Here is a 12540-nt window from a genome sequence, read left to right on the forward strand (position 1 = left end):
ACGCAGCCCACGCCCGCGCGGCGTTCTGCGCAGTTATCATACGATTCACAACAGGTAGAGTAAGGTTTTATGGATACACCCATTCGCGTTCTGGTCGTCCTGCCTCTGTATGGCGGTTCCCTGCCCGTCGGGCGGTACTGCGTTCGCGCTCTCAAGCGCCTTGGTCACACCGTAGAGGTGTTTGAAGCGCCGGATTTTCATTCCGCGTTTATTTCCCTCAAGGATTTGCACGTCTCGCGCGAGCGGCTCAGCTCCCTTGAAAATGGCTTTCTGAACGTGGTGTCCCAAGCCATTTACGCCAAGGTGGAGACCTTTCAGCCCGACCTCGTGTTGACCATGGCGCAGGCCCCCCTCAGCATGCAGATTCTCAAGCGTCTGCGGCGCGACGGCGTGGCCACCGCCATGTGGTTTGTTGAGGATTACCGACTCTTTACCTACTGGAAGGCCTTTGCTCCGCAGTACGACTATTTCGGCATCATTCAGGAAGATCCGTTCTTTGATGAACTGGAGGCCGTGGGGCAGGAGAACGCCATTTATCTGCCCCTTGCCGCCGACCCGGAATTTCACGCTCCCATGGAAATCAGTTCCGTGGACCGCCGCGTGTGGGGCGCAGATGTCGCCTTTATGGGCGCAGGCTACCCCAACCGCCGGGCGGCCTTCCGCCAGCTTGTGGGCTACAATTTCAAGATTTGGGGCACCGAGTGGGACGGCGACATCGCGCTGGAGCCGCTCGTTCAGATGCAAGGGCGTAGACTCTCGCCAGAAGAATGCGTGAAAATCTTTAACGCCACGACAATTAACCTGAATTTGCACTCCAGCGTCAGCGCGCGGCATCTCATTTCCGGCGGCGATTTCGTCAACCCCCGTACCTTCGAGCTTGCCGCCTGCGGCGCTTTTCAGCTTGTGGACGAGCGCTCCCTCATGCCCGACCTCTTCTGGTCCGACGAGCTGGCGACCTTTACCTCCATCTCCGAGATGCAGGACGCCATCGATCACTATCTCACCAACCCCGAAGAGCGTGCCGCCTACATCGAGCGCGGCCGCAAGCGCGTTCTGGCAGACCATACCTACGATATTCGCATGCAGAGCCTGTTGGACTTTATCGCCGCCCGCCGTGACGGCTGGCCGTCTCAGGATCGCGGTGAAGTAGACTTCTTTCAGGACTACCCCGAAGAGCTTCGTAGTAAAGTTCTCGGGCTGCTCGGCACCCTCGGGTTGCCGCAGGATACGTCCTTCGAAGACCTCGTCTGGAATCTGCGTCAGCAGCAAGGCGAACTCTCCGACATCGAGACCGCCATTCTCTTCCTCGACGAATGGAAGAAGCAATACGGCTCAAAATAGTCTCAACTTTTTCTCACAGTCTTCTCATTTCCACGCCCTCCGGGCCGTCTTGCGGTTTGGAGGGTGTGGTGCGTTTGGGGGGAGGTTGGGCCTTAGGCGGTTAAGGCATGCCTCCGGCGGGTTAAGGACTACCGTCCTTAACAATCCTGCGTGCGCACAGGCCGATTGCCTTTTTATGGCGCAGTCGTGACCCCTGATGTGCTCTCGGCCGGGTGGATGGGGAGAGTTTTTTGGGGGGGCGCTGGTGGTTTGGGCGGGGCGGTGAGGATTCCTGTTGGGCGGGAGGGAAGCGTGAGAGGGCCGGGCTTGGACGCGATGGCATAGAGAAGAGGTCTGACTGATCCCTCAAGGCCGTACACCCCAACCCCAAGATTTTCGGGGCGGCTTCCGCCCCAAAAATCCTAAGGATTATTAAGAAAATGAATTCCTTAACCAGCTCTGCTCTCTTTATCTCTTCCGCATACGGTTCTTCCACAGGGCGGCGAGTTTCGGTTCTTCGCCTTGGTCTTTATCCTTATAGAAGCGTCGTCCGACGAGTTGGTCGGGCAGGTAGTCCTGTTGTACCCATGCGCCGGGGAAGCTGTGGGGGTACTTGTATTCTTTTTTGTAGCCCCATTCTTCCATGAGCTTGGTAGGCGCATTGCGCAGATGCAGGGGCACGGGCTTGGGGCCGTTTTTGCGGATTTCTGCGGCGGCGCGGTGATAGGCCTCGTAGGTGGAGTTGCTCTTCTTCGTGAGAGCCAGATACACGGCGCACTCGCTCATGGGGATGAAGCCTTCGGGCATGCCGACGAACTCCACGGCCTGCTGGCAGGCCACGGCCATCTGCATGGCATATGGGTCGGCGAGGCCGATGTCTTCGCCAGCGGAGATGATAAGGCGGCGGCAGACAAAGCGCGGGTCTTCGCCGCTTTCGAGCAGGCAGGCCAGATAGTAGACCGCGGCGTCCGGGTCGCTGCCGCGGATGGACTTGATGAGCGCGCTGGCAAGCTCGTAGTGCGAGTCTCCGGCCTTGTCGTGGCGCAGAACGAGGTCCGGCAACACGGTCTTGAGGTGGTCCGGTTCGCGGTGTTCTTCGGGCAGGTCGGCGACGTACTCGACGAGGTTGAGCAGTGAGCGCGCGTCTCCCTGGGCGATGCCTGCGAGAACGCGCAAGGTCTCCTCGGGAATGGTGACGCCGAGCTTTTCGGTGCCGCGCTTGGCCACCTGCATCAGGTCGCGGCGGGAGTGCTCGTGCAGGCGCAAAACGTGCAGCCGCGAGAGGAGCTGCCGCGTGACGGAGAAAGATGGATTCTCCGTGGTGGTGGCAATAAGCGTGATTTCGCCGGACTCCAAAATGGGGAGGAAGAAATCCTGTTGCGCCTTGGAGAACCGGTGAAGCTCGTCGAGGACGAGAAGTTTGACGTCGTCCTGAATGCGTTTGCGCAGGGCGCTGAGTCCGGCTTCCGGTGCGCTGACACGCAGATACGGCAGTCCACTGCGCTTGGCGAGGAGCAGGGCAAGGGTGGACTTGCCGCAGCCGGGCGGGCCGAAAAGCAGAAGACTGGGCACACGCTCGGAGGCCAGCAGGGCGTCGAGCTTTTCGCGCAGATGCGACTGACCGACAAACTCCTCGAACTCGTGAGGGCGGATGCGGTCGGCAAGGGGGCGCGTTTTGGCCGTGGTGCGGCTGGAGCCGCCGCCCATGCCAGCGGGAGCGTGGCCTTTAGGATTCGTCAACATGATGCCTCCCCCACCAGAACAGGCTGAGACAGACAAGGGCCGCCGTTTCCCAGCGCAGAATGGACCCGCCAAGGCTGACGGGCGTGAATCCGGCGTCAACGAGGGCTTCGGCCTCACCGGGGGCGAAGCCGCCTTCCGGGCCAAGAACGCAAAGCACGCTCCCCGGCGTGCTGACGGCAGGATAGTCGAGCACGGCAGGGCGCGACAGGTCTTCCCACAAGAGGAAGCGGTGGTCGTAGTCCTTGCCGAGGGCGATGAGGTCCTGCACGCCGCCGGGGCAGGTGTGAATCTCGGGCAGGAAGGGGTTGCCGCACTGCTTGGCGCCGGCGATGAGCTTGGTGTCCCAGCTTTCCTTACCGCCTGCGGGCACGCGGCCCTGACTGCGTCCTGCTTGCCAAAAGACAAGGCCGCCGGCTTGCAGTTCCACGGCTTTTTCAAGAAGCCAACCGCGCCGGATGCCCTTGGCCCAGCCGAGGGCGAGGGTCACGGGATTGGCGGGCGGGTCGATGTGCTCGATGTGCTTTGGCAAAAGCTCCGCGCGGGATTTGCTGACGGAGACGATTTCAAACGTGCCGGTTGCGCCGCAGCCGTCAAAGAGGCGCACCTCCTCGCCGGGTTTCAGGCGAAGAACGCGGGAAAGGTGGTGCGCTTCCGGGCCGGTAAGGACGTATGGCTCGCGCCAGTCGTCCGGATGCATGTAGAAGGTTTTCACCGTAATGTGTCCTTGTTGTTCAAAAAAGCAAAGCCCCAAGCGCCGCCTGTGTGGCCCTGCATGGAGCAGGGACAGGCCGGGGCTTGGGGCAGTGAAGACGGGAGGCCTACAGCTTAAGGCGTGCTGTCCCCTCCTTGTAGAAGGGCAGGGCCGAGCGTTTGGCGGAAATTTTCTTCTTGCCTTTGCCCGCGAGGAATTCCTCGTTTTCGGCGGCGTCCTTTTGGACGTAGGCCAGTGCCACGGCGTGGCCGAGGCTGGGGGCGTAACAGCCACTGGTGACGCGGCCGACTTCCTCGCCACTGGGCAGGAAGACAGGGTCGTCGTGGCGGGCGGCCTTGCGGCCTTCCATTTCAAGAGGGATGAGCTGTTCGCGTACATCAAAGGCGTGGGCCTTGCCGATGTAGTCCGCCTCGGACTTGAGGAAGAACGCGCCGCCAGCTTCTGCCGGAGTGTGCTTGTCGTCAAGGTCCTGTCCGTAGAGGGAAAGGCCGACTTCAAGGCGCAGGGTATCGCGCGCGCCAAGTCCGGCGGGCTCCACGTCCGGGTGGGCGAGCAGGGCTTCCCAGAGGCGCAGGGCGGCTTCCTCGCGGATGTAAAGCTCGTAGCCAAGTTCGCCGGTGTAGCCGGTGCGGCTGATGATGCACGGGTCGTTCATGAACTCGGCCTTCTTGAAGGAGAAGTAGCTGAGGAAGCTCCAGTCCTCACCGGTGACGGCATTGAGCACGGTACAGGCGGCGGGGCCTTGGAGATCAATCTTCGCCGTGAGCTCGGAGATATCCTCAAAGAACATGTCCGCGGGCAGATGGGACTTAATCCACGCGTAGTCCGTCATGGTGCGCGCGCCGTTGACCACCAGCAGGTACTCGTCGTCGCTCATACAGTAGACGATGAGGTCGTCAATGATGCCGCCGTCCTCGTTGAGCATATAGCCGTAGCGGCAGCGTCCGGGGCCGAGGGTGGCAAGGTTGTGCGTGACAAGGCGGGAGAGGTGCTCCTTGGCCTTGGCGCCCTTGAGCTTAAATTCGCCCATGTGACAGATGTCGAAGACGGATGCCCTCGTCCGGGTGTGCGTATGCTCGCTGATGATGCCAGCGTATTGGACGGGCATATCCCAACCGGCGAAGGGTACCATCTTGGCACCATTGGCTACGTGCCACTCATGAAGTGGCGTGGTCAAAAGCTTGGACAATGAATCTTCCTCCGAAGCTGGGGGCGAATGGAAGCGGCCACGGGGCGTTGTTATACCGCAGTGCCCGGGCCTTTGTCATCCGAGTCTGTGCGGGACTTTCGGATGGACTTGAATTCATCAATGAGCGACACAAGACGCCTATAGCGCTTTTTGATTTCCTGCCCGTAGGGCGTGAGGTCTTCGTCCTTTGGGCGGACGTAGGTGCGCACGAGGTAGGAGTCCCGCAGGATGTTCTTTGCAATGCCTAGTACATTCTGCACCAGTTGGTCAAAGTAGTTGACGATTTCAAACTTGAGCTCATGCAGGACGGCGTTGGTCTGTTCCAGCATTTCCAGATAGTTGATGCGCTTTCCCTTGAATGTGCGGTGCTGCAGGTTTTCAAGCAACTGCACTTTACGGGCCTGCTGGATGTAGCTGTATTTGGTCCAAACCTCTTGATACAGCTCGTTCATGGTGTTGAACGTTTCGTAGTTGTCCGGGTCAAGGAGGTAGGTGTCCAGCACCTTGACCATGGACGAATAGAACTCGTCGGAATAGGCGATGATGCGCCGCTGATGCTTGGACAGCCACGCGTACAGGAATTTCAGACGCTTTTCGTGGGTGTCCGTATTTTCCACTACTTCGTTCCGCTTATAGACAATGCGCCCGATGTACTCACCCTTGGCGATGTCGTTCATGCGCACGACCATGTTGGTGGCGTCCTTGATGAGGTTCACCTTGTCGTTCACACGGCCGGACCAGGGGTGGATGATTTCCTGCTTCAGCACGGACAGCGCGCGGTCCTGCCGGACGTTGTCCTTGGAGTAGACGTGCTGGCGGTACACCACGCGCATGATGACCACGCGCTTTTCCTTGTCGACGAAATAGCGGCCCCGGCCAAGGCTGGCGAGGGCTTCGCGCTGGTTGTCGTCCACCTGCACAAGGGCAATCTTCTCCACACGCGGGTACCGCTTTTGGGAGGGATGCGTGTAGATGGTGGTGAGTGTGCGGTCGGACTGGCCAAGCACGCGGATGAGGAACTTTTCGCCCATGGCGTGCAGCCGCCGGGCAAACAGCGCGCTGGAGGTGCGGCGCTCGGACACAATGGGGAAGCCGTACAGCTCCATGAGGAACTGATAAACGAAATTTCTGTTGCGCTCGTATCGGGCATTGTCGCCCACGCGGAATTTGCCGATGCGCAGGCCAAAGCGCTTGATTTCCGTATCGAGGTCCGAGGGCAGCGAGGCATAGATGCCCGAGAGATGGAAGTTGCCGTCAAGATTCTGGGCCATTACGTGCGCGCGGTCCAGATTGAGCAGAAACTCCAGCATGTCCGGGTATTGCTCAATGGCGGTGAAGTCCTTGCGGCCAAAGCGGCGGCGGAAGGCTTCCTGATAGGGCTTGGGAAGGCGGTCCAGCAGAACGCGGCGGTTTTGGTCCATCACGTTCTTTTCCAGCGGACAGGCGAAGCCGTCGCCGTAGCTTGTGGCTTCCAGAAAGTCGTGGAGAATGTCGAACTGGAACGGCTCGCTGAAATAATTAAGCGGCCGCGCAAGGGCAACCATGCTGAATCCCGGCAGGTTGGCGTATTCGAAGGTGTCGGACTCGAAGGACGGCAGCAGTTCACGCCAGTCCAGAATGGGGTAGTCGTCGTTTTCGAAGTAGGGCTTCAGCAGGCAATGCTTAACGTGAACGCGGTCAAGGTAGCGCTTCAGGGTGGAGAGCGAACTGATGTTGAGGGTGAAGTCTGTGTCGTCGCCACTTGGGGCGTTGAATTCCTTGGATGTACTAAAAGCGTGTTCCCAACTGAAGCGCATGCCGTTTTCCAGAGGCCTCCGAGGCCTGTAAAAAGGTGGGCGGTAGCGTTGACTATGGCGATAGAATCACCTCCGTTCTCGGTGTGTCGTGTCGTACCGTGGCCAGAGCCCGGCGGCACATAGTCAACAGAAAAAGTCTACATCCTGTCAGAAAGAATGACAATAGTTCGTCCCGCCATGGGCGGAAATTTCTTCATTTTTTCCTCTTTTCCCGCCACAGCGGCACTGCGGGGCGACGACAGGCCCGCGAATCGGGCTTGGCGCATGGTAAAAGGGCCGCGTTTCTGCTACGTTGCGGCAATCAAGCCGGTCATGGCCGGAGGACAGTGTCAGCCGCAGGGGAGGAGACGTGGGCGAAGAGTTGGCGATGGTGACCTATACGTTCAACGACGCGCGCTTGGCGGACGGACTGCTCAGGTCCGTGCCGACGTGGAGCGTGCGCCCGCAGCGCGTGCTAGTGGTGGACGATGGTTCGGCCACCGCGTATGCCCCGCCGCAGATGCCTGAGGGCGCGCCCCCCGTCGCCATTGAGCGGCTGGATGAAAACCGCGGCCCGGCAGGGGCGAAGGCGCATGGCCTCGCCGCTGTGGCGGACAGTGATATGGTTCTGTCCGTGGATTGCGACATCCGCCCCGCGCCGTATTGGGTGGCGCACGCCAAGGAGCTTTTGGCGGAGGAGGGCGTGGGCCTTGTCGGCGGCATCATCACTTGCGATGCCGGAAGCGGCCCCACCGCGCGATATATGGCCCGGTATGACATTTTGGATTTTGACCCGCAAAAGACGGGCTTTTTGACAGGGAACATCTGGCTGATGCGCGGCGAGGTGTGGACGGCTGTGGGCGGCTTTGGCGCGCACAGCGGCCCAACGCATGAGGATTTTGCCTTTTGCCGCCGCCTTGCCGAGCAGGGATACGTGCTGCGGCGGGTGGAGGACGCCCCCGTGCGGCAGGTGCGCCGCATGAGCCGCCGTGCTTTGGCGGCCCAGCATTCGCGCTATACCGGGGCTAGCGTGCGGGCCGTGGTGGAGCGCAAAAGCCTGTGGGATGGCCTTGGGCCCATCGTGCAATTGGTGTCCATGCGCATGAGCAGCGCCGTGCAGCGGGGCGAGGACGTTTTCGTCTATCTGGAGCTGTTGCTGTTTGCGCGGCTGATGCTGGACCTGTTTGCGGCGCGCACGCGCTTTGTGCCGCAGGGACCGCTGGATGTGGCGGAGTTTCGCGCCGCGCTCATGGGGCGGCTGGAGCCGTACCCCACAGTGCGGGGGCTGTTGGAGGATGACTTGGCGGACGCTTCTCCTGCGCCGCCGGGTGGCTGCACGGGAGCGCGTGACGTGTGGGAAACGCTGCTGGACATGTTTACCCCGTTTATCCGCGCCGGAGTCTTTGACAGGCTGGAGCGCGAAGGCGTGGCCACCCTGCGCCGCGAGGACGCGGAAAACGCGTTCGACTTCCATTATCTGGCCCCAAACGCCGATGCGCCAGCCACGGATGGAGGCGTAAAATAATGCTGTTAAAATCTGGCCCGGTATCGTACACCTTAGGCCGCGCCGGTCAATCCGGGCCGAACGCTCAAACGCTTCAAGTTGGATATGGTTAACGACAGCCTTGAAAAACTTCTGGGTATCGTCTGTAGCGTATTCGACGCCTATTCCACCCTGCTTTTTTTGCCGGGGGAGGATGCAAAGGAATACCACCTGAGGGCGCAGTTTAGCCTTGGGGACGATATTCGTGAAGACACGACGATAGCGCCGGGACAGGGGCTTGTGGGCTGGATTATCAGAAACCACGAGCCGCTCTTGATCAACAACTTCGACCGCAAGCGTAGCAAACTGGGCTATTACGCCAACGACGAGGAGAACAAGGTCAAGGCCTTCATGGGCTGCCCCTTGGGACCCAGCGGAGGGGCGTTGTGCGTGGATAGCCGCCGATCGTACAATTTTAGCGGTAAGGATCAAAAAATCCTGCAGCTCTTTGCTGACCTTGCCTGCGACATCCATTGCGGTGCCTCGCAGGTGAAGAAGGATCAGGAAGAGCACCGCTTCTACAAAAGCCTGCAACTCATACAAGGGTTGCGGAAGCAGTTTCCGCGATGGGATGCATTTCTCCAGCACTTTTTGGAGATTGTTGTGGAAGCGACGCGTTTTTCGCATTGCTTTTTGGTGGCGAGGGACGAACGGGGAGAGTCGTACTTCGTCGAAGGGGCCAATATTCCGGTCATTTCCGGCCCGAGCAGCGGGTCCGGGCGTTTTCCCATACGCTCCGGGCTAGTGGGGTGGGTGTTTACCAATGGGCAGGCCGTCCACTCCGGTGATGGCGACGCCTCGGGTGCGCCCCAGCCTCTGCTGGGCAAAAATTCGGGCGCACCGGAATTTCGAAGCTCCATCTGCATGCCGCTTATTATCCACAAGCGGACACGCGGCGTTCTGGTCCTCGCCAATGAGGCCCCAATGGAGGTGACTCCGCCAGTCAGGGAATTTGTCGAGATGGCTACGGACCATCTGGCCCTGTTTCTGGAAAACCTTTTCCTCAAAGGCCGTCTGCAGGAAACCTAGCGGATGGCTGGGGAATCTTCCCCCGGGCGTTGCCGCCACGGGGGGAATCGAGTATAGAGTACCGAGCCTCACATGAGGCATGACGCGGATTCAACCTCTACTACGGCAAAAGAGAGCTGACATAGATGATTTTCAAACGCCTTTTCGGCTTCCTCGGCAAAGACCTCGCCATGGACCTGGGAACGGCCAATACGCTGATATTCTCCCCGAAAGACGGCATTGTCCTGAATGAACCCTCCGTTGTGGCCATGGACGCGCACAACGGCAGCATTCTTGCCGTCGGCAAGGAGGCCAAGGACTTTCTGGGCCGTACTCCGGACAGAATTCGTGCCATCCGCCCCCTGAAGGACGGCGTTATCGCCGACTTTGAAGTGACCAAGGAGATGATCTCCTTCTTCATTAAAAAGGTCATCACCGGCATGTCGCTGGTGAAGCCGCGCATCGTTATCTGTGTGCCCACAGGCATCACGCAGGTGGAAAAGCGCGCGGTTATCGAGTCCGCCCTGCAGGCGGGCGCGCGGGAAGTAAAGCTTATTGAGGAACCCATGGCCGCCGCCATCGGTGCGGGCCTGCCCATTGAGGAACCCATTGGCAACATGGTGGTGGACATCGGCGGTGGCACCACGGAAGTGGCCGTCATCTCTCTGTCCGCCGTGGCCTACGCCGAAAGCGTCCGCGTTGCTGGTGACGAGATGAACGAAGCCATTCAGCGCTATTTTCAGGATGAGCATCAGCTGCTCATCGGTGAAAATATGTCCGAGCGGGTCAAGATGACCCTTGGTACGGCCATGCCGCTGGATGCCCCGCTGACGGGTGAAGTCTCGGGCAAGAACCTTGTCAACGGCACGCCCAAGACCATCCAAATCACCGACGAGGAAATCCGCCACGCCATTCAGGAACCGGTGGCGCACATTGTGCTTGCCGTGAAGCGTTCGTTGGAGAAGACGCCCCCGGAACTGGTGGGCGACATCGCCAACAACGGCTTGCTGCTGGCGGGCGGTGGTGCCTTGCTCAAGGGGCTGGACCGCCTCATCTGCAAGGAAACGAACCTCAACGTCATCGTGGATGACGATCCGCTGACCACCGTTGTCCGCGGAACGGGCCGCAGTCTGGAAGAAGCCAAGCTCTACAGCAAGGTCTACATCAACTAGCCCGAAATACCATATTCATGCATTCTGACAGGCGGCCCAAGTGGCCGCCTTTTTCCTGACCAACGCTCAAGGAGAGAGCCATGTCCGATTATGTGACGCCACTCCTGTTGACCCGCACTCTCGCCGCCGTGCGCGAGGCCGGGCGCATCGTAACCGACGCGTGGAACACCCCGCGCAATATCACCTACAAGGGCCGCATCGACCTCGTCACCGAAACCGATGTGGCCGTGGAAAATTTGCTCAAAGAGCGCCTTGGCGAGATTTTGCCCGAGGCAGGCATGCTGGCCGAAGAAAGTGCGGAAAGCCTTGAACCGCAGGCGTTGACGTGGATTGTTGACCCCGTTGACGGCACCACGAACTTTGCCCACGGCATCCCGCTGTGCGCCATATCCGTGGCTCTGTGGCGTGATGGCCGCCCTGAGCTTGGTATTGTCTCGCTGCCAGTGATGGATGAGCTGTTCTACGCCGTGCGCGGGCAGGGGGCGACGCTTAACGGCGCGCCCATCAACGTCACCACCGAGGCCGACCCGGAGCGCGCGCTGGTGGCGACGGGCTTTCCCTACACCGTCAAGGAAGACCTGCCGCGTATCATTGCGCCGCTGGAGCGCGTGTTGGCAACGTGTCAGGGCGTGCGGCGCATGGGCGCAGCGGCGGTGGACCTTGCCTACGTGGCCTGCGGGCGGATGGACGCCTTCTACGAGCGTGGCCTCAAGCCGTGGGACACCGCGGCGGGTATGCTGCTGGTGGAGGAGGCGGGCGGCCGTGTCAGCGCCTTTGACGCGGGAACGCCCTATACCTTCGGCGGAGGCATTCTTGCCAGCAATGGCCCCCTGCACGAGGCCATGAGTAGCCTTATTACCGAATAGAGACGACAAGACGCGGCGCAGACTGGACGATGTGTCAGCCTGCGCCGCGTCAAAGAGCGCCGGACCACAGGTCGTGGGCCGCACGCGGTGTGGTGGAGAGTGTGAAGCGTGGGCGGGCGCTAGAACAGCATGCCCAGTTCCCAAAAGGTAACGATGGCGGGCGTGAGCTGGTCGCGAAAGTCGCGCACGAGCAGGGCGAGCTCTTCCTCGTCAACGTACATGCCGCCGGAGACTTCTTCGGGATTCGTCTTGAGACGCGCGGTGACGCGCCCGGCGGAGTACAGCGAGACAAAGGCGTAGCCCGTGGAGTGGCTGGCCGGAACATCGTGCACGAAGCGAAGGCCCGTCACACGGACGCCAAGCTCTTCATACAGTTCCCTGATGGCGGCGTCCTCTCGGGATTCGCCAACTTCAACATGGCCCGTGGCGGAGAGGTCCCACCGTCCGGGGTAGAGGGTTTTCTTGCGGGAGCGCTTTTGCAGGTACAGGCGGCCGCGCTCATCGTAGACCAGAACAAGGACGGCCCGGTGCCGCAGGGTCTGCTGGCTGGCGTCGGGCAGTGCTATCACACAGAGCGGGTTGTCGTGTTCATCCACGATTTCCACACTTCCGTGCTTTATGGGCGGGGTCGTATTCCCTAAGGAAAACAAAGTGGTGTTTTGCGTTGACGGCATACGCCGTGTATAGCAGGGGAGAGAGAAAATTCAACTTTCAGACAAGGTTTTTTCGTGACTGAGGTGAAATATGTTTTCGACAGGCTTGGCGCGGACGACGTAGACGCCCTTGTCGCGCTGGAATCCGAGTGCTTTTCCCATCCGTGGGGAGCGGAGCAATTTCGGCTGGGCCTGGAGCGAAAAGTCTTTTATGTATTTGGACTTAGGCACGGCGACGCCCTTGCGGCCTATTGCTCACTCTACCTCGTGGCGGACGAGGCCGAGATTTTGAACATTGCCGTGCGCCCTGGCCTGCGCGAGGCGGGTCTCGGCTCGCACCTGCTGGGTATGATATTGCAAATTTCCGCTAAAATGGGCATGAAAGCCGCGCATTTGGAAGTTCGCGCTTCCAATGTTCCGGCGCAGCGCCTGTACGCCAAGTTCGGCTTTGAGCAAGTGGGCGTGCGCCCCAAGTACTACCCAGATACAGGGGAAGACGCCTTTCTCATGACGCTGGATATGGAAAAATCATCCGGCAGGGGCTAAACTCATCCGGATG

The 12540-nt window shown here is 60.2% G+C and carries 11 protein-coding genes; 6 read left to right on the forward strand and 5 right to left on the reverse strand.

The window, feature by feature from the left end; genetic code table 11:
- Positions 1 to 69: 69 nt before the first annotated feature.
- Positions 70 to 1341: a glycosyltransferase gene (locus tag ACI3L3_RS09650; RefSeq protein ID WP_404844902.1), complete on the forward strand. Its 1272-nt coding sequence runs from the start codon at positions 70 to 72 to the stop codon at positions 1339 to 1341.
- A gap of 447 nt (positions 1342 to 1788) precedes the next feature.
- Here ACI3L3_RS09650 and ACI3L3_RS09655 read toward each other — a convergent pair whose 3' ends face one another.
- The 4 genes from ACI3L3_RS09655 to ACI3L3_RS09670 all read right to left on the reverse strand — a co-directional run bounded on the left by ACI3L3_RS09655 (position 1789) and on the right by ACI3L3_RS09670 (position 6760).
- Positions 1789 to 3027 carry a replication-associated recombination protein A gene (locus ACI3L3_RS09655; protein ID WP_404845219.1) on the reverse strand — a complete coding sequence of 413 codons (1239 nt, stop codon included), beginning with the start codon at positions 3025 to 3027 and terminating at the stop codon, positions 1789 to 1791.
- 19 nt (positions 3028 to 3046) lie between these two features.
- Complete coding sequence (locus ACI3L3_RS09660) at positions 3047 to 3775, reverse strand: 16S rRNA (uracil(1498)-N(3))-methyltransferase (RefSeq protein WP_404844903.1); 729 nt, start codon at positions 3773 to 3775, stop codon at positions 3047 to 3049.
- Between the two features lie 106 nt (positions 3776 to 3881).
- Positions 3882 to 4964: a glycine cleavage system aminomethyltransferase GcvT gene (gcvT, locus tag ACI3L3_RS09665; protein ID WP_404844904.1), complete on the reverse strand. Its 1083-nt coding sequence runs from the start codon at positions 4962 to 4964 to the stop codon at positions 3882 to 3884.
- 50 nt (positions 4965 to 5014) lie between these two features.
- Entirely contained in the window at positions 5015 to 6760 is a 1746-nt protein-coding gene (locus tag ACI3L3_RS09670; protein ID WP_404844905.1) for a hypothetical protein, read from the reverse strand.
- A 349-nt stretch (positions 6761 to 7109) separates the two neighbouring features.
- Here ACI3L3_RS09670 and ACI3L3_RS09675 point away from each other — a divergent pair, with 349 nt between their 5' ends.
- From ACI3L3_RS09675 to ACI3L3_RS09690, 4 genes are all read left to right on the forward strand, one after another.
- Positions 7110 to 8264: a glycosyltransferase gene (locus ACI3L3_RS09675; RefSeq protein ID WP_404844906.1), complete on the forward strand. Its 1155-nt coding sequence runs from the start codon at positions 7110 to 7112 to the stop codon at positions 8262 to 8264.
- An 84-nt stretch (positions 8265 to 8348) separates the two neighbouring features.
- Entirely contained in the window at positions 8349 to 9311 is a 963-nt protein-coding gene (locus ACI3L3_RS09680; protein WP_404844907.1) for a GAF domain-containing protein, read from the forward strand.
- A gap of 125 nt (positions 9312 to 9436) precedes the next feature.
- Entirely contained in the window at positions 9437 to 10462 is a 1026-nt protein-coding gene (locus ACI3L3_RS09685) for a rod shape-determining protein (protein WP_404844908.1), read from the forward strand.
- A gap of 80 nt (positions 10463 to 10542) precedes the next feature.
- Positions 10543 to 11328, forward strand: coding sequence for an inositol monophosphatase family protein (locus ACI3L3_RS09690; protein ID WP_404844909.1), 786 nt, complete (start codon positions 10543 to 10545; stop codon positions 11326 to 11328).
- A 119-nt stretch (positions 11329 to 11447) separates the two neighbouring features.
- Here the strand turns inward: ACI3L3_RS09690 and ACI3L3_RS09695 are convergent, their stop codons facing one another.
- Complete coding sequence (locus ACI3L3_RS09695; protein ID WP_404844910.1) at positions 11448 to 11924, reverse strand: NUDIX domain-containing protein; 477 nt, start codon at positions 11922 to 11924, stop codon at positions 11448 to 11450.
- 132 nt (positions 11925 to 12056) lie between these two features.
- Between ACI3L3_RS09695 and rimI the strand changes: the two genes are divergently transcribed.
- Positions 12057 to 12527: a ribosomal protein S18-alanine N-acetyltransferase gene (gene rimI, locus ACI3L3_RS09700; protein ID WP_404844911.1), complete on the forward strand. Its 471-nt coding sequence runs from the start codon at positions 12057 to 12059 to the stop codon at positions 12525 to 12527.
- Positions 12528 to 12540 lie beyond the last annotated feature (13 nt).

The organism is Desulfobaculum sp. SPO524 (assembly GCF_044987625.1).
GTDB lineage: Bacteria > Desulfobacterota > Desulfovibrionia > Desulfovibrionales > Desulfovibrionaceae > Desulfobaculum.